Origin of the sequence: Pseudomonas guariconensis (assembly GCF_900102675.1) — a bacterium.
In the GTDB taxonomy this organism is placed as follows: Bacteria; Pseudomonadota; Gammaproteobacteria; order Pseudomonadales; family Pseudomonadaceae; genus Aquipseudomonas; species Aquipseudomonas guariconensis.
Window position 1 is genome coordinate 210,017 of sequence record NZ_FMYX01000006.1, and the last position, 18,033, is coordinate 228,049.

The following is an 18,033-nucleotide window of genomic DNA, read 5'->3' on the forward strand; positions in this document are numbered from 1 at the left end:
TGCCTGGCCCAGCGCAGGCACATCAAATGAGGATAGCTTCAGGCGGCGACCTCGGTGTGCGGCTCGAAACTGTCTGCCCGGGCCATCTGCCACATGCGCGAATAGAACTGCCCGTTCACCTCGCCGGTGAGCAATTCGCCCGGCTTGAGGAACACATGCATCTGCGAGAACAGTTTGATTTCGGTGGCGGAGATGCGCCGGACCAAGTGCTTGGCCTCCAGTTGCGCCGGATGCTCCAGGCCTGCCGCAGCCAGCATTTCGGCCAACGCGCGCAGCGTGTTGTGGTGGAAATTGAGTACCCGCTGGGCTTTGTCCGGCACTACCAGGGCACGCTGACGCAGGGCATCCTGGGTGGCCACACCGGTGGGGCATTTGTTGGTGTGGCAGCTCTGGGACTGGATGCAGCCAATGGCGAACATGAAACCCCGGGCCGCATTGGCCCAGTCGGCGCCGATGGCCAGCACGCTGGCGATGTCGAAGGCGCTGACGATCTTGCCGCTGGCGCCGAGCTTGATCTTGTCGCGCAGGTTCAGCCCCACCAACGTGTTGTGCACGAACAGCAAGCCTTCGCGCAGCGGCACGCCCATATGGTCGGTGAACTCCACAGGTGCAGCACCTGTGCCGCCTTCCTTGCCGTCGACGACGATGAAGTCCGGCAGGATGCCGGTCTCGAGCATGGCCTTGGCGATGCCCATGAACTCCCAAGGGTGGCCCAGGCAGAACTTGAAGCCCACCGGCTTGCCGCCGGACAGCTCACGTAAGCGGGCGATGAACTGCATCATCTCGATGGGCGTGGAGAAGGCGCTGTGGCGTGAAGGCGAGATGCAGTCCTCACCCATCAGGACGCCGCGGGTCGCAGCAATCTCTTCGGTGACCTTGTGCTTGGGCAGGATGCCGCCATGGCCGGGCTTGGCGCCCTGGCTCATCTTGATCTCGATCATGCGCACTTGCGGGTTGCGCGCCTGCTCGGCGAAACGTTCGGGGTCGAAGCGTCCGTCCGGGGTGCGGCAACCGAAGTAGCCGGAGCCCAGCTCCCAGACCAGGTCGCCGCCATTTTCGCGGTGGTAAGGGCTGATGCTGCCTTCGCCGGTGTCGTGGGCGAAGTTGCCCAGCTTGGCGCCCTGATTCAGGGCGCGGATGGCGTTGGCGCTGAGCGAGCCGAAGCTCATGGCCGAGATATTGAAGATGGATGCCGAGTACGGCTGGCTGCACTGCGGGCCGCCGACCACCACGCGAAAGCTCGATGGGTCCGCCAAGGGCGCCGGGCGCATGGAATGGCCAATGAATTCGAAGCCCGATTCATAGACGTCGATCAGCGTACCGAAGGGTTTGTCGGACGCTTCGTTCTTGGCGCGGGCGTAGACCAGCGAGCGCTGGGCCCGGGAGAAGGGCAGGGCATCGCTGTCGGCTTCTAGCAGGTACTGGCGGATTTCCGGGCGAATGGCCTCGACCAAGTAGCGGATGTTGCCAAGGATCGGGTAGTTGCGCCGCACCGCGTGGCGCTGCTGCAGCAGGTCGAACAGGCCGATCAGGCTGAGCACGCCGGTGGTCAGGGTGAAGGGCCACAACCATTCGTGGTGCAGGAAGGGCAGGGTGGCCAAGGTAAACAGCACACAGGCGGCGAAAAAGGCATAGCGGCTGAGAAGTGACAGGCTCATACGGGGTCCTTGCGATGGCTCGGTCAGGCTCAGGGGCCTGGGTCAAACCCCGACCTTAGCCCCATTGCGTGGCGTATTGCCAGTCGATGGCCCGCTGTACACATGAAAGATTGGTCATGCTCAAGGGCCACTGCACGACCCTGCGCAGGCTTGGCCAGTTCTCACAAGGCTTTGTGGCATGCAATCGGCAGATGCCTGCGAAAGGGTGCGAAGCGGCTTCAGGGCCTGTCACGCAACAACTGCTGTCGCCAGCTCTCATGTTCTGTGGTCGGCGCTTCCAGCAGGAACTCATAACGCCCCGCCACCCGGGTCGCCACCGGCACGCCATCGCGGTACAGCAGCCGATTGCCACCCGCCGCGGCCACTTTGTTTCCTGGCAGCAACGTTCCCAGCAGGTTCAGCGGGTCGCAGGCGCTGACCATCACCCGCTCGCCTTGTGGCGTGCGCTTTCGTACCTGGCGCAGCAAACCGACCGCCTCGGGCAGGGCGAATTGCTCTCCGGCCAGCCCGGCGATGAAGCGTCCACCGCGGATCTCCCCGCGTGCCTCCAGGCGATGATAGCAACGCAGCAAATCACGCCAGGGCGGTAGCACGTCGCTTTCACGTTCCAGCAATCGCCAACAGATCACCCCGTATCGGCGCAGTAGCGCACGGGCGATGTGTTCCAGGCGCTGCTCTGGTTCCTGCGTCTGGCTGCTTCGGCGCAGCAGTGCCCAGCGCCCGGCGTGGGCCATGCTGCTCGAAAGCGGCGGATGGCCGCGGCGACTGTTGCGTGAACTGCGCTTGGCTGCGGGAGCGATCAGGCTGCGCAGGCCGGTGAAGCTGTCCGCACTGATCAGGCCTGCGCCCACCAATTGCTGCAGGGCTGTTTCGAGTTCGCTGGGTAGCAGATGCGTTTCTTGAGCCAGCTCATCGAAGAACAAAGCACCTTGTTCTTGGAGTGTCTGATACACACGTTGTGCCCTGGGGCTGAGTGTGTCGGGCGCCGGAGCGGGGGCCAGGCTGCGCCATAGACCGAGGTGCTCGCGGGGCAACAGTACTAGCGGTGTGCTCGACAGCGTGCTGGCGGAGACGGTCGATGCCAGTCGGCTCCAGGCCCACTGGCCGCTGCGACAGGCATCGTCTAGCCAGTGCGGGCTGTAGTCCTTGATGCGGGCAGGCAGCAGCTCCGCCTCCCAGGCTCCGGCCGCACTCGGAAAACCTTGCAGTTGATCGAGCACCAAGGCCACTGCCTGCGGGCCTTGCACGCGCTCGCTGGTCGTCACGTGCTGCCAGTCGAACAGAAAGCGCATGAAATCTTGCAGGGTGACCGGCTCGATCTCCCGGCGCAGGCGCTTGACCGTGTAGCGATGGATACGCGCGAGCAGATGCCGCTCGCACCACTGCTGGGTGTGCTGGCCAGGGCTGAAATGCCCGCGCAGTACGTAGCCTTCGACCTCCAGGCGGGCAAGGGCCTGTTCGATATCGCTGCTGGGCAGGCCCAGGGGCGCGGCGATTTGCGCCACGGTCAATGGGCCAAAACCGCTCAGACGCGAGCGCAGCAGTTCGGTCAGCGCGGTGTCTGGCTCGATCGGGTGGTCGAAGCCTGGCAACAGCTCGAATGCAGGCTCCAGGTGGGCGTGCGGATAACACGCCAGCACCAGGTTCTGGCGTTCGCGGGCAAGCCACAGGTTGTGCTCGCCGTGGTGCAGTCGGCAGGCGCGACCGGCGTCTGCCAATTGTCCAAGAAGGTCAGCCCACGATGCGTTGGCCTGCACCTCGGCCTGGCTGATGGCACCCAGGCTCATCAAGGCTTCGTGCATTTCATCGGCATTGCTTGGTTGCGGCCAGGCTTCGGCCTGCACGGCGGCGATGGCGTCGATGTCCAGCGCGCCCAGATCGTCGCTGCCCTGGACTTCGTTCCAGCGGCGGTTGAGCACCGCCTGGGTGCGGCGCTCCTCCAGAGGCGCATCGTCCAAGAAGGTGTAAGGCCGGGCATTGAGGATGGCCGAGGCCAGCGGTGATGGCGCGGGCAGATCGCGGGCAAGCAGGCGTATCTGCCCGCTTTCCATGCGCCGCAGCAGGGCCAGCCAGCCCTCGCTGTCCATGGCTTCGTGCAGGCAGTCGTCCAAGGTCTGCTGCACCAGCGGGTGGTCGGGGATCTGCCGCTCGCCCGCGATGTTTTCGAGGCATGCAATCTGGTCGGGGAACACGGCGGCGATCAGGTCTTCGCTTTTCATCCGCTGGATCTGCGGCGCCACCTTGCGTCCACCGACATAGCGTGGCAAGGCCAGGGCCACGCCAGCGTTCCAGCGCCAGCGCACGCCGAACAGCGGTGCGTCGAGCAAGGCCTGGATCAGGATCGGCTCGGCGCTTGTGCTGGACAGATACCGCCAGACATCGTCCAGCGCGAAGCTATGGCTGGTCGACAGCGACAGCACGATGGCGTCTTCACTGGCCGCGGCCTGCAGTTCGAAGTTGAACGTGCGGCAGAAGCGCTTGCGCAGGGCCAGGCCCCATGCCCGGTTGATACGGCTGCCGTAGGGCGAATGGATGATCAGTTGGGTGCCGCCGGATTCGTCGAAGAAACGCTCCATGACTAGGGTTTGCTGGGAGGGCAGGGCGCCAAACACCTGCCAGGTGCGGCCGAGGTAGTCGAGCAGTTGGCTGGCGCAGGCTTCGTCCAGCGCTAAGGCGTCCTGGAGCCAGGCCAACACCGGGGCAAAGTCGCCGCCGCTGGCCTGCAGGCGTTCATCGATTCGCGCCTGCAGACGGGCAACGGCAGCGGACAGCTCATCGCTGCGCCCCGGTGCTTCACCGAGCCAGAATGGAATGGTCGGGGGCAGGCCGTGGGCGTCTTCGACCCGTACCCGACCAGGCTCGACCCGCAAGATGCGATAGGACGCGTTGCCTAGCTGGAAGATGTCGCCGGCGATGCTTTCCACCGCGAAGTCTTCATTGACGCTGCCGATGTTAAGCGACTGCGGCTCGAGCAACACCGCGTAGTCGGCGGTGTCCGGAATGGTCCCGCCACTGGTCAGGGCGGTCAGCTGGCTGCCCCGGCGTCCGCGCAAGGTGGCGCTGACCGCATCGCGGTGCAGGTAGGCACTGCGTATACCCTGGCGTCCGTTGTAGCCCTCGGCGAGCATGCGCAGCAATGCCTGGTAATGGTCCTGGTCCAGGGCGCTGTAAGGCGTGGCCTGGCGCAGGCAGTCGTAAAGCGCCAGTTCCGACCAAGGCTGGTTGGCCACTTCAGCGACGATCTGCTGGGCCAATACGTCCAGCGGCGCCTTGGGAATGTGCAGCTCATCGAGCTCGCCGTGATGAATGCTGTCGAGCAAGGCCACGCATTCGATCAGATCGTCTCGCGAGGTCGGGAACAGCCGCCCCTTGGGCACCCCTTCCACCTGGTGGCCGGAGCGCCCGACCCGTTGCAGGAAGGCTGAAATAGAGCCGGGCGAGGCGATCTGGCATACCAGCTCAACCTCGCCGATGTCGATGCCCAGCTCCAGCGAGGCGGTGGCCACCAGCACCTGCAGCTCGCCCGCCTTCAGACGCTGTTCGGCGGCGAGGCGGTACTCCTTGGCCAGGCTACCGTGGTGCGCGGCCACTGCAGTCTGACCCAGGCGTTCGCCCAGGTGACGGGTCAAGCGTTCGGCCAGGCGCCGGGTGTTGACGAAGACCAACGTGGTGCGGTGTTCGCGGGCGAGCGTGGCGATGCGGTCATAGACCAAGTCCCACACATCGGTGGCCATCACTGCCCCCAGCGGGACCGGTGGCACTTCTATGGCAAGGTCGCGGCGGCGGGCATGGCCGACGTCGACAATGGCGCATGGGCGCTGGTGACCGACCAGAAACTGCGCCACTCGCTCCACGGGACGCTGCGTAGCGGACAGGCCGATGCGCCGCAGGGGGCGTCCACACAGCGCTTGCAGGCGCTCCAGGGTCAAGGCCAGATGGCAGCCGCGCTTGTTGCCGGCCAAGGCGTGGATCTCGTCGACGATGACCGTGTGCACGCTGGCCAGGCCCTCGCGGCCAGAGGCCGAGCCCAGCAGCACGTAGAGCGACTCGGGGGTGGTCACCAGGATGTGCGGCGCCTGCTTGCGCATGGCGGCGCGTTCCTTTTGCGGGGTGTCGCCGGTACGCACTTGGGTGGTGATGCGTGGCGCCTGTAGGCCTTGGTACTGCAATACCTGGCTGATGCCCGCCAGCGGTACGTCCAGGTTGAGACGGATGTCGTTGGACAGCGCCTTGAGCGGCGATACATAGACCACCTGGGTCTGCGCGGGCAGTTCACCGCCCTGTGCCAGGCCCTGGCAAAACAGCTCATCGAGCACGGCAAGGAAGGCGCTCAACGTCTTGCCCGAGCCGGTAGGGGCGGCGAGCAGCATCGACTGGCCGCCGTGGATCAGCGGCCAGGCTCGGGCCTGGGCGTCGGTCACGGTGGCGAAGTGTTGCCGGAACCAAGTGCCGACGGCGGGGTGGAACAGGTCGAGCACCGGATGGTGCTGGGCGGGAAGGTTCATGTGTCGTTTATGGAGGGTGAGGCGGCCATTGGCAAGGGGCCGTTCGTCATGAACTTAGCGGTTCCTTGTCCATACCCTGCGCCCGTGTGATCCTTGCTGCCTTTTTACCTGTAAGCGAGTTCCCATGTCCCAGATCATCCGCATCGCCGCCGCCCTGCTGATCGACCCGCAAGGTCGTACCCTGCTCGTACGCAAGCGCGGCACCCAGGCCTTCATGCAGCCTGGTGGCAAGATCGATGCCGGTGAGTCGCCCCAAGCGGCGCTGGTGCGTGAGCTGCATGAGGAGTTGGGGCTGCGGCTGGACCCCGCACAAGCGGTCTATCTGGGTCAGTTCAGCGCACCGGCTGCCAACGAGCCAGGCTTCGAAGTCCTGGCCGAGCTGTTTCGGGTCGACAGCGCCGAGGACGTCGCCCCGGCGGCAGAAATAGAAGAAGTGGTCTGGCTGGCCGCTGACCAGATCACGGATCTAGAGTTGGCGCCCCTGACCCGCGACCTGATCCTGCCGCTCTACCGCCAGGCGGTCAGCGCACCGCGCTGACACCATCGAGGGTAGAGAAGGACGTGTCCTTGGCCGTCAGCAGGAAGTCGCGCATGTAAGGCGCATCGAGCATGTCGGTGCGCACTGCCGCGTGCAGGGTGGCGAACAGGCCCTTCTCACCCAGGCGTTTGCCTTTCACATAGCCGCGCGAGCTGTATTCGTGCAGTGCCCAGTGCGGGATACCGCACACACCACGGCCACTGGCCACCAATTGCATCATCATCACCGTCAGCTCCGAGGTGCGCACCGCGGCGGGCTCGATGTCGGCCGGTTCCAGAAAACGGGTGAAGATGTCCAGGCGATCGCGCTCCACGGGATAGGTGATCAAGGTCTGGTCGAGCAAGTCCTGGGGCACGATGTAGGGCTTGTTGGCCAACGGATGCTGGTTGGCGACCGCGAGCATGGCTTCGTAGGTAAACAGCGGCACGTAGGTGATCCCTGGCAGATCCACAGGGTCGGAAGTCACCACCAGGTCCAGGTCGCCGCGGGCCAAGGCTGGCAGTGGGGCGAAGGCAAAGCCTGAAGCCAGGTCCAGCTCCACCTCAGGCCACGCATCGCGGAACTGGTCGATGGTCGGCATCAGCCATTGAAAACAGCTGTGGCACTCGATGGCCATGTGCAGGCGGCCTGCGGTACCACCGGCCAGCCGGGCGATGTCTCGTTCGGCGCCGCGCAGCAGGGGCAGGGTGGCATCGGCCAGTTGCAGCAGGCGAAGGCCCGCGCTGGTGAAGCGGATCGGTTTGGTCTTGCGCACGAACAGTGCCATTCCCAAGCGTTCTTCCAGCTCCTTGAATTGGTGTGATAGGGCCGACTGGGTCAGGTGCAGGCGTTCGGCGGCCTCTACCAGGCTGTCGGCTTCGCGCAGGGCATGAAGAGTTTTCAGGTGACGGATTTCCAGCACGGCGGCTCCGAGGGCATTCATGGGGATAACAACGAGTGTTGTTGAGTTTCCCTCATGTTGAGCGCGTTGTCGACGCGGGAAAAAGAAGGGCACCTGAACAGGTGCCCACAATAGCTAGAAGTGCGGTGAGAGGTGTTTCTGAGCCTGGGCACGACTCAGGTCGCCGCGCCAGATGGCCTCTACATGGCTGATTTGCCATTCCCGGCCCAGATAGCGTTGGGCCGGTGTCTTCAGGTGCGCCTTGACGAAGTCGTCGAACGCAGGTGTTGACTTGTTGAAATGCACATGGGCGTACCACAGAACCTTGGTCAGGTCCTGGCGCTTATCGATCACTTTGAATTCCTGCAGGAAGTCTCGACGTCCATCGGGTAGCCGCTTGAGCTCGACCAAGGCGCCCACTTTCTCGATCTTCACGACATCCTGCTCAACCAGGTAGTCGAGCTGCGCACCCTTGGGCTCCTGAGTCTTCACGATCTGTTCGATACGCAGGGTCCGGCCGCGTTCGACAAGACGCTCGGAAGCCTCGCGTAGGCGGGGCAACGAAGGGTCGTTGGAATCGAGCTGGGTGATCCGGCTGACAATATCATCAAGGTCTGCTGCCTTGAACTGCATCAGGTCTTGCAGGCTTGCCCCGTCCATGTCCTGTGCCGCGTACTGCTCGATCTGACGCTTGAAGGCCTCTAGCGCGCCGAGCTGGCGATTCGCTTCAGCCTGCAGTTCCTTGAGGGTTGCCTTGCGTAAGTGCCTCAGGTCGGTGGGGGCCGGGTTGGTGAGGACGAACTTGCCGGAGGCGTCCTGTCGATAGGTTTCTGTGCGGCCGTTCGCGCCTGTGACGTGGTAGGTGTTGGCCTGTTGCCGGTCACGGGTGCCGATCAGGTAATCGTCCTGCACGGTTTCGAATACCCGTGGTTGGTTGGGTCCCTGAGCGGGGCGTTGTGGTTGCTGGTGGGGATCTGGCTGCTTGGCGGCCTCCTGCAGCTTTCTGGCATAGGGCATATAGGCATCGAGCTTGGCTTCCAGGCGTTTGACTCGGGAAAGGTCCAAGTAGTCGGTGTAGCTGAGCTTCCAGTACCTCAAACTGCTTTTGAATTGCCCTATCAGGTCGATCGATCTGGTGACGATGACGCGGCGTTGACGGTTGCTGGCCTGCACATTAGGCAGTTCATGCAGAAGATAGAGGGCACGATCCAGATCCGCTTGTGGCGCTGCCATCAGAACGCGGAGATTGAACCAGCCGCCATCGGGGGAATGTACGGGTTTGAGCAACAGGTCTTGCAGTTGGGAGATCTCCATGTAGTCCAGAACAGGGTCTGTCAGCCTCTGCATACCGGCATCTATGGTGGCGATATTCTTATGACGCGGCTGGGTGTTCGTGATTGCATTACGCCATGTGCGTAGCGTTTGTATGTGTTGGCGAAACTCGTCCAGTTCTGCCAGCGCCTTGACACGCTGGGTGCTCATTTGTTGGCGAATGGCCAAGTACTCCTGGAGTTTGACCTGGAACAGCGAGCTCTCCATTTCAGGACGCAGCTCAAACGCTTTTGCGTGGCTCGCCTGCCTGAGATTGCCCAGTTCGTCCAGTATTTCCAGGTAGCGCAACTGACTGACCTGTATCAGTCGGTAGTGGCCGTCAACGATCATTATTGCCGCCTCATTCGCGTCAGCCGTGCTATTGGCTCTGACGCGCCCGGACGATACTTCTTCCAGACTCAGGCAGTCCGCATGGAGGCGTTTGGCCTCCTTGATGCACGCTTTGAGCTCGGCGATCAGATCGGTATCGCGGAAATGTACCGATAGCGAAGGCTCCATACGATGCTTGAGCGCTTCAGCCCTAGCTTGCAACAAGTTCCACTCGCGCGGAATGCTCTCGCGAAGGCGGTTATGCAGCCGGTAGGCCCGGTCGCGCCACCAGCGAGGCAGTTGTTCTCTGATGAAGGCGGGCCATATGGGGTCCAGTGTGTCGGCAAGATGGCCCAATGCCTGACCACCGCCTGCGCCTCCACCCAGGCGGTGGACGCCGTACAGGGCAAAGTGCGTGTTCCAGTTATCCGTGTCATCAAGCGCGATTGCCCGTTTGAATGCGCTGCCGGTGTCGCCGGTCAGTTCCCAGGTATGACTGGTCTCGTCCCACCGTACCTTGTACTGGTGGCCCTGCACCACGATGTAGTTGCCTTGGGAATGACGGTAAATGCCTCGGTAACGGCCCTCATTGGCCGGAGAGAGTCCTACCAGGGAGACGGGTTCGCTGACCCGATAAGCGGCCAGTCCGGCAAACGGTTCCGGCCTGGGGGGTGGCAGGTGGGGCGATGTTGCGCCTGCTGTCGACAATCGTCCTAGTTGGTATCGCCTGGCTGAACGGCGCAGCGCGGGGGCGCGGATGTCCACGCCACTGCCCAGCACATCCATGGCGACATCGATCAGGCTGGCCAGTACATTCTCGATGGCATCGAGCACATTGCCTGTCTGGCCATCGGCCAGGGCTCTAACCAGTTCCGCAGAAGCGTCGTACAGATCATAAAGACTTACCGGTAAGCCCAGGACGGGGATCAAGCCCAATGCGATCTTGAAGCCCAGCAGCAGTTTTCCAGCTTGCGCGGCGAGGTTTTCGATATGCAGGTCAAGGTTGCTTCGTGAGGTATCGCGATGTGCCTGAAGCAGTTGCCCCATATGGGTATCGAGCTGCAACTGAGCAAGCGATTGGGTTGCGGGCCACTCGGCGCCAATGCCGATAATGCCGTTGAAACGATGTTGATGGGCCTGATTCAGCCGCGAATGGTGAGCTCTTGAATTTCCCCCCAGGGCCCGGCTGACTAGATAGTCGCGCTCGCGTGCGTCCACGCTGCCCTCGAACAGGCTGAGCCGTGCCGACTCCAGATCCGGATACTGGCGTAGTGGCGCGACGGGATGGTCTGGTCGGTACAAGAGCGTGGTCTTGTGGATGCGGTCCTCGATGAACGTGATGCCTCCAAGGGTGGTGGGCTGGTCGGAGGTGTCCTTGCCTCCACTTGTCAGCCGTGCAGCCAGCAGGCGCAGGTCGAATCCGTTGGCCTGCAGGTCGGCTTTGCTGCGTGAGTCGATCACTTGAGCGAACATGGCGTGGCTGGTGCTGTCCAGGTGACCGCTGGTGTGAAACAGCAGATTTTGCAGCTTGAGTATCAAGCGGTGGGGCTCGATCAGGCATTCGCGTCGGTAGGCCTGCTCGAAGTCGCTTTCATCATTGCCCCTAAAGGCATGGATGATCGCCGCCTCGTATTGCTTTGCAACGTCCAGCTCGTTGGCCAGCGTGCGCAGATAGGCGGCATCGAGCTGGCCTTGCAAGCGCTGGCGCAGGTCGTCATCGGCCGGCGTGACCTTCACATTCACAAAGCGCAGCCGGTCCTGCATCGCGTCATCGATGTGCTGCAGCAGGGCAGTTTCAAGGGTGAGCGTGACACGTTCGGTACTGGGCTTGAGTGTGGATTTGACCGGCGTCCCGGGGGCTCCGCTGCCGGCGACCAAGTCTTTGCCGCTATTGGCTGTACTGACAGGCACGTCGAGTTCGATGTATTGGTCGACGAAGCCCTGGACGTCCTGCTTTAGACGTTTGTTGATCAGATTCCGGCAGAACTGTGTCCGCTCTGGCAGGTCGCGACGAATCAGGGACTGGGCCTTGCGCAACGCCGTGAGGTAGTCATGGATGAGCGTGCGCAGGGGCTGGCGTTCGTTGGCGGGTACTTTTTCCAGGCTATCGAGTGCAATACCTGCTTGGGTAATGACGTCTTGCTGCCGTTTGTGTAGAAGCAGAGCTGTTTCGCGCGCGGCGTGACGCGGCACTTGCAGACGAAGGGCAAGTGACTCTCGCAGTTGCGGCAATTGTGCAGGCATCGCGTCCAGGCCAAGACGCTCCTGCAGAGCGTCCTTTTCCTTGCGGCAGGCGGCCAGCACGCCATCGAGCGTGTGGCCGAGCGCATTCTCCGACAGTGAGGACAGACGCACAGGCAAACCCGCTTTCAGGCAAATCTCGAGCTGGCGTTGTCCTTCGCATCGCAACAGCCCGCCGTGTTCACCTAGCCAATACAACAGCAACGTCTGGGTACCATCGGTTGCGTCCAGTGCCGCCTGGACTGTGATGACCAGCGCACCGTGCAGAATGTCGGCCGGCGTTCCGTCAGTGGGCTCGCTCGTTTCGTGCAGCAGTTCGATCTGGGCGGCCACCGCTTCGGTATCTGTTTCGGTATCTGCTTCGGTACCTGTCTCGGTGCAGACCGACTCCACCCACGCCAGATGCTGGTCGTCGAGCAGCCCCAGCGCATGTTGGAACTGTGCATGGGCAAGCAGTCCATCGCGATGAGCCTCGATCAGTGGTGTGCTGGCGGTCACAGGCTGGGCGTCCGAATGCCATTTGGCCGATGAGATCACTTGGGTAATCAATATTTGGGCCGAGTTCCTGGCTTTGGCCAAGGCGTCTTGATGCCGTTGGCACGCTTCGACTTCGCTGGCGGAGAGTGCCTCCAGCAGCGTGAGCTGTTTGTCGATCAATGCTTTGCGCAGGGTGGGGGCAAGGTCCAACCCTAGGTTGCCGAAGTCGAACAGGGTGGGCTGGGTATCCTCCGGGTCGTGTGGGTAGTCGTCATCGGGCGCTTGGGCGAACACCGGGCTGTTACGCCAGCTTTGTTCCAGTTCGTCGGCGCCGGCCAGGCTGGTGGCAGCATCGGTTTCAAGGTCCGGACCTACCCCCGTTTTCAGTGTGTCCAGCAGGTCGGCTTCGAGCTGGTCGAGCAGCGCGGTGAAGCCCAGGCCGATGCCGTCCACGGCGGTGTAGGTGATCGTTTCTTGGCCCATAGAGGCCAGATGGGTCTCAAGCGCTTCACGCGTGGCGTAGCCCGTGAAGGCCGTTGTCTGGTCCGGCGAGTAGAGCACCTGGGGTGCTTGGCCTTCGAGGCTGATGACCAAGGCGCCGGGTTGGCTCGAGGGCACTTCGAGCTGCACCTTTTTCTGGTTGTGGATCAACCACTCTGGATTTTCCAGCAGGCCGATCACCGGCGCTCGATACTCGACGTCCAAGGTGCCTTGATCCAGCACGATATCCAGCGTGGCGAGGAAATGTGCTCGGTATTGCTGGCGGGCGAACTCACGCCGGCTCAAGGTCGTCCCTTCGGCGCGCGCGTCCCAATACGCCTGCCAGCGCTTGCTCACCGCCGTTGACAGGTCAAACGCGGCGAGGCGGGCATACAGTTCGTTCGGGCGTAGCTGGGTCAGCTGGCGATTGGCGTCGGATTTGCCCTTCACCTTGGCCTTGGTGTTCAGGTCCTGGGGTGGTGTCCGATGTTGATCGGCGAACACGCACAGTTGGGTCAGGTTGACGAACTGGTTATCGGACTCCAGCACCAGGCCGGTATGTTCCGGATCGCTGGCGAGTGCGCTTTGCAGCACGTCATTGACCGATTGGCGAACGCCAGGCGCAAGGCTCAGCAGACGGTTGAAGGTCTGGCGTGCCTGGCGCCACTGTGCAAGGGCACGGCGAGTCGACGGGGTATCGGCTAACAGGGCACGCGAGTCATCGTGAGGGGGCAGGTAAAATGTCGTCGTAACGGTCATGAGGATTCCATCAAACGTTCGGCCGGATTGGCCGGAATCATTGAAGGGCAACCGCGTAGGAGGGATGAGGTACTCAGATATGGCAGGACCGCCCGGCAGGGTTCACGAAACTGTCATGCTTTTGTGGCAGCGCGCCCGAACGGTTTTCATCAGACTCGCGTTCTACTGGGGATCTGCATTCTGGTGTTTCATTCATGCGGGCTTTTTTGGTTTTCTTGTTTTTGGCACTCAGCACGCCGGCGAGCTTCGCCGAAGGACGCTGCGACACGCGTGCGCCGGTACAACGGGTCGAACTGGGCGAATTGAGCCTGGTTTACCAAAGCGTGGGAGCACCGTCGGACCCTGTGTTGCTGTTGGTCATGGGGCTGGGTGGGCAATTGATCCACTGGCCCGACGATGTGGTCGAGGCCCTGTGTCGCCAAGGTTTCCGTGTCGTTCGTTATGACAACCGCGATGCCGGGCTGTCGCGTTGGAACCAGCTGCCAGCCTCGGCCAACCTGACCGTCGAGCTGTTGCGTTACAAGCTGGGGCTGCCCGTTTCGGCCCCGTATACCTTGACCGACATGGCCACCGATGGCTTGCGCCTGATGGATGAGCTGAAGGTCGAGCAATTCCATGTGCTGGGGGTGAGCATGGGCGGCATGATTGCCCAACACCTGGCGGCGATGGCGCCGGAGCGTGTGCGCAGCCTGACGCTGGTGATGTCGAGCTCTGGCGCCGAGGGCCTGCCGGCGCCAAGCGCTGCATTGGTGCAACTGCTGGCCCGGCGTGATGCGCCGAATCGTGAAGTGGCCATCGAGCACCAGGCGGACCTGCTGGCTGCGCTGGGTAGCCCGACGATCACCGACGAGCGCACGGTGCTGTTGGACCAGGCGGCTGTGGCTTATGACCGGGCGTTCAATCCAGAAGGGGCTCAGCGGCAGATCATGGCCATTCTGGCCGAGCCCAGCCGGGTGGCGCTGCTCAATCAGTTGCGTGTCCCCACGCTGGTCGTGCATGGCACGGCCGATCCGCTGTTGCCGGTGATGCATGGGGTGCACCTGGCCGCGCATATCCAGGGCAGCCAGTTACGGCTGATCCCGGGGCTGGCGCACCGTTTCCAGGAGCCGTTCAAGGCGCCGCTGTTGGCGGCGGTGCTGCCTTACTTGAGCTCGCACCGCGAAGATCCGAGGCATGTGGCCGGCCTTTGACCTGTGATGCCCTTCTGGTGAGGAAGCCGTACCCACAAGGATCACGAGGCGCGGCTGCTCAGTGAAAGCGCATCCACAGCGTGACCAGCACTGTCGCTGCCGCCAGCCAGGCCACCGTGGCCAGGGCCAGCGAGGCTTCCAGGCGCAGCCGGTCGACCAGAACGTACAAGGTGGCCAGGTAGACGAAGTACGGGATGATCGACCACATGCCGAACAGGATGGTGGCCTTCAGGTCCGCCAGCGACCGGCTCTTGCCCACGATGTAGTGGGCGATCAGCGCAAAGGTCGGAAACAACGGCACCAGCCCCGCGATGTAGTAGTTGCGGGTCTTGGAAAGGATCGCCAGGAGCACCACGACGGCGGCGCCCAGGCTGGCTTTGAGTATGAGGTCCACGGGCTTCCCTTGGCCTCAGCTGAGGCCGTACTTCTTCACTTTGTCGAACAGCGTGGTCTTGGCCATGCCCAGCTCCTGGCTGGCCTGGCTAAGGTTGCCACCGGTGCGCTGTAGAGCGTCGCTGAGCAGGTTGCGCTCGAAGGCTTCCACGGCCTCGGCAAAGCCCAGGCCTTGACTGGCGCCGCTGGCGTTCTTCTTGAAGGCTGGCAGGCCAAGGGCATAGCGCTCGGCCACGTTGCGCAACTCACGCACATTGCCTGGCCAATCGTGGGCCATCAGCCGTGACAGGGTCTGGCTGTCCAGCTCCGGCACCTCACGGTCGAAGCGCAGCGCCGATTGCTCGAGAAAGTGCTCGAACAATTGCAGGATGTCCTCGCGGCGTTCGCGCAGAGGCGGCAGCTCCAGGGTGACGACGTTCAGGCGGTAGTACAAATCGCTGCGAAACTGCCCGTTCTGGCCCATGGCGTCCAGGTCCGACTTGGTCGCGGCGATCACCCGGCAGTCCACCGGAATGCTCTGGTTCGAGCCCAGGCGCTCCAGCGTGCGCTCCTGCAACACGCGCAGCAGCTTGATCTGCAGATTGATCGGCATGCTCTCGACTTCATCGAGGAACAACGTCCCGCCATTGGCATGTTCGATCTTGCCGATGCGCCGTTTGCCGGCGCCCGTGAAGGCATTGGCCTCATGACCGAAGATCTCGCTCTCGAACAGGTTCTCCGGCAGGCCGCCGCAGTTGAGCGCCACGAAGGGCTGCCCCTGGCGACGACTGAAATCGTGCAAGCAACGGGCGACCAGTTCCTTGCCGGTGCCGGTCTCGCCTTCGATGAGCACGTTGGCTGAGGTGTCGGCCACGTTGGCGATCAGTTCGCGCAGGTTCTGCATCGCTGGCGAGCGGCCGATGATGCGGCCTTCCAGCGTGCTGTGGCCGGCCAGCTGGCGACGCAGCGCATGGACCTCGCGGGACAGGCCGCGTTGCTCCAGGGCGCGGCGGACCACATCCACCAAGCGCTCGGGGGAGAAGGGTTTCTCCATGAAGTCATAGGCGCCGTTGCGCATGGCGCCGACCGCCATGTCGATGTCGCCGTGGCCGGTGATCAGCACCACCGGCAGGCTACGGTCGCGGGCCTTGAGCCGGCCGAGCAGCTCCAGGCCATCCATGCCGGGCAGGCGGATATCGCTGACGACGATACCGGCGAAATCATCGCCGATGCGTTCCAGCGCTTGCTCGGCGCTGCCCACGCCTTCGCAGGCGATGTCTTCCAGGGCCAGAGCCTGCTGGCAGCCCAGCAGCACATGGGGGTCGTCTTCGACGATCAGGACAGTCAAGGGCACTTGGTTCATACGGACCCTGCGTTCATAGAGGTTCTACCGAATTGCCGGTGGGCGTGACCAAGGGCAGGGCGAGCACGAAGGCGGTCCCGCCACTGGCAGGATGCTCGACGCTCAGCGAGCCCTTGGCAGCGGCGGCGAGGCTCGCCGAAAGGGTCAGGCCCAGGCCCAGGCCATGCTCGCCCGGTTTGGTGGTGAAGAAAGGTTCGAACAGGTGCTTGCGCGCCTCGGCATCGATGCCGTGACCATTATCGCGCACCCGCAGGCGGTATTTGTCGCCCTGCAGCTCGCCCTCGAGCCAAAGCTGCGGTGTGGGCTGGTGGGTCATGGCGTCCAGGGCGTTGCCGACCAGGTTGACCAGGATCTGCTCCAGGCGTGTCTGGTCGATGGCCAGTTGCTGGTCCTCGAATTGGCTGTGCAGCTGTAGCTTGCAGCCGGCGATGCGGTTGGCCAGCACCTGCAAGGAGGCATCGACGGCCTTGCTCAACGAGGCCTGGCCACTGTCATCGCCACGCCTTGCGAAGGAGCGCAGGCTAGCGGTGATACGGCCCATGCGGTCGATCAAGTCGTTCATGGTGCGCAGATTGGTGCTGGCCGTTTCCAGGGCCCCGCGTTCCAGGAAGCGCACAGTATTGCCAGACAACGTGCGCAGCGCCGCCAGAGGCTGGTTCAACTCGTGGGCGATGCTGGTGGACATTTGCCCGATGGCCGCCAGTTTGCCGGCCTGGACCAGTTCGTCCTGGGCGTGGCGCAGGGTCTGCTCGGCGTGCCGACGTTCGCGGATCTGCCCCTTGAGCCGCTCGTTGCTGGCGCGCAGATCAGCGGTACGCTCGGTGATGCGTCGCTCCAGTTGGCTGTTGGCCTCTTCGAGGGCTTCGCGGGCGGCCAGGCGGGTGGCGATCACCTTGCGGCGCTCGTTCCAGGCGATCGCCAGGATGGTCAGCAGGGCGAAGGCCACACCCACCAGGATGCCCTGGACCATGGACTCACGGTGCAGGTCCTGCAGGGGCGTGAGCAAGGTGAAGTGCCAGGGGGTGTCCACCAGGCGCCGGGTCTGGGCCAGGTAGGCCATTTCACGGGGCTTGCCCTGGCCGATTTCGCTGTTGGCAGGGAAGGTGAGTTTTTCCACGCCCTCGGACAGGGTTTCCCGGGCCAGTGGTTGCAATTCGTTGAGCGGCCACCAGTAGTACTGCAGGCTGCGCGCCAGGCGTTCCTTGATCTGCGGGGGCAGCGGGCGCACCGACTTGAGCCGGCGGGCCGGGTCGCTGGAAAGAATGATGATGCCATTCTCATCGCTGACGAAGGCTTCCAGGCGGGCGCGTTGCCAGCGTTCTTCTAGGGTGTCCAGGCGCACCTTGATCACCGCCACGCCGATGATCTTGCCGTGCTCTTCCAGCCCATGGGCCAGGTAGTAGCCTGCTTCGCCAGTGGTGCTGCCGATGCCGTAGAAGCGGCCAGGCTCGCCGCGCACGGCATCCTGGAAGTAGGCGCGGAACGACAAGTCCTCGCCAAGGAAGGAGTCGGCGTCGCGCCAGTTGCTGGTGGCCTGGACGCGACCGGTGGTGTCCAGGACGAAGATGGCCCGGCTACGGCTGCGCCGGTTCAGGCCTTCGAGGTATTCGTTGACGGTCTGGCGGTAGCCGCCATCGGGGTCGGTGAGCAGTTTCGAGACGCTGTCTTCGAGTTCCAGCAGGCTCGGCAGGTAGGTGTATTTGCTGATCTCGCTCTCGACGGTGCGTGCGTGGAGCTCGAGCTGGCGTTCGCCGTTCTCGCTCAAGGCGCGGATGCCGTTGCTCTCGCTGATCAGGTAGCCGGCCATCCCCAGGCCGACCATCAGCAAAATGATCAGGGGTGGTAGCAGCAATTGACGGATCAGGCGGGATTTCACGGCAGGCTGGGCAGGGCGAAGGAGCGAGGGGTCGCATTTCATCACAGTGGCCT

At 63.3% G+C, this 18,033-nt stretch carries 9 protein-coding genes; 2 read left to right on the forward strand and 7 right to left on the reverse strand.

Annotated features, from left to right (window positions below; translation table 11 throughout):
- Nucleotides 1–38: 38 nt before the first annotated feature.
- Together BLS27_RS12560 and BLS27_RS12565 are read right to left on the reverse strand one after the other, a co-directional pair.
- Nucleotides 39–1,658: an FMN-binding glutamate synthase family protein gene (locus BLS27_RS12560; RefSeq protein ID WP_090345024.1), complete on the reverse strand. Its 1,620-nt coding sequence runs from the start codon at nucleotides 1,656–1,658 to the stop codon at nucleotides 39–41.
- A gap of 218 nt (nucleotides 1,659–1,876) precedes the next feature.
- Entirely contained in the window at nucleotides 1,877–6,163 is a 4,287-nt protein-coding gene (locus tag BLS27_RS12565; protein ID WP_090345025.1) for a DNA glycosylase AlkZ-like family protein, read from the reverse strand.
- Between the two features lie 124 nt (nucleotides 6,164–6,287).
- Here BLS27_RS12565 and BLS27_RS12570 point away from each other — a divergent pair, with 124 nt between their 5' ends.
- The gene (locus BLS27_RS12570; protein WP_043206497.1) at nucleotides 6,288–6,701 is read left to right on the forward strand and encodes an NUDIX hydrolase; all 414 of its coding nucleotides are present in this window, start codon (nucleotides 6,288–6,290) and stop codon (nucleotides 6,699–6,701) included.
- Here BLS27_RS12570 and metR read toward each other — a convergent pair.
- Both metR and BLS27_RS12580 read right to left on the reverse strand, forming a co-directional pair.
- A complete protein-coding gene (metR, locus tag BLS27_RS12575) occupies nucleotides 6,685–7,602 on the reverse strand; it encodes a transcriptional regulator MetR (protein ID WP_043206532.1) in 918 nt (305 codons plus the stop codon). The genes BLS27_RS12570 and metR overlap by 17 nt on opposite strands.
- Before the next feature lie 114 nt (nucleotides 7,603–7,716).
- On the reverse strand, nucleotides 7,717–13,014 hold the full coding sequence (locus BLS27_RS12580) for a dermonecrotic toxin domain-containing protein (protein ID WP_139205751.1): 5,298 nt from the start codon (nucleotides 13,012–13,014) through the stop codon (nucleotides 7,717–7,719).
- 359 nt (nucleotides 13,015–13,373) lie between these two features.
- On the opposite strand from BLS27_RS12580, the gene BLS27_RS12585 reads away from it, so the two are divergent.
- On the forward strand, nucleotides 13,374–14,369 hold the full coding sequence (locus BLS27_RS12585) for an alpha/beta fold hydrolase (RefSeq protein ID WP_090345030.1): 996 nt from the start codon (nucleotides 13,374–13,376) through the stop codon (nucleotides 14,367–14,369).
- A gap of 58 nt (nucleotides 14,370–14,427) precedes the next feature.
- On the opposite strand, the gene BLS27_RS12590 is transcribed toward BLS27_RS12585, so the two are convergent.
- Genes BLS27_RS12590 through aauS form a run of 3 tightly spaced genes read right to left on the reverse strand, consistent with a single transcriptional unit; the run spans nucleotide 14,428 to nucleotide 18,022 of the window.
- Nucleotides 14,428–14,754, reverse strand: coding sequence for a GlpM family protein (locus tag BLS27_RS12590; RefSeq protein ID WP_167358097.1), 327 nt, complete (start codon nucleotides 14,752–14,754; stop codon nucleotides 14,428–14,430).
- Nucleotides 14,755–14,778: 24 nt separating this feature from the next.
- Nucleotides 14,779–16,104 carry a two-component response regulator AauR gene (aauR, locus tag BLS27_RS12595; RefSeq protein WP_043206502.1) on the reverse strand — a complete coding sequence of 442 codons (1,326 nt, stop codon included), beginning with the start codon at nucleotides 16,102–16,104 and terminating at the stop codon, nucleotides 14,779–14,781.
- A 13-nt stretch (nucleotides 16,105–16,117) separates the two neighbouring features.
- Nucleotides 16,118–18,022 (reverse strand): two-component sensor histidine kinase AauS, encoded by a 1,905-nt coding sequence (gene aauS, locus BLS27_RS12600; protein ID WP_090345033.1) that lies wholly within the window; start codon nucleotides 18,020–18,022, stop codon nucleotides 16,118–16,120.
- Nucleotides 18,023–18,033: the final 11 nt, after the last annotated feature.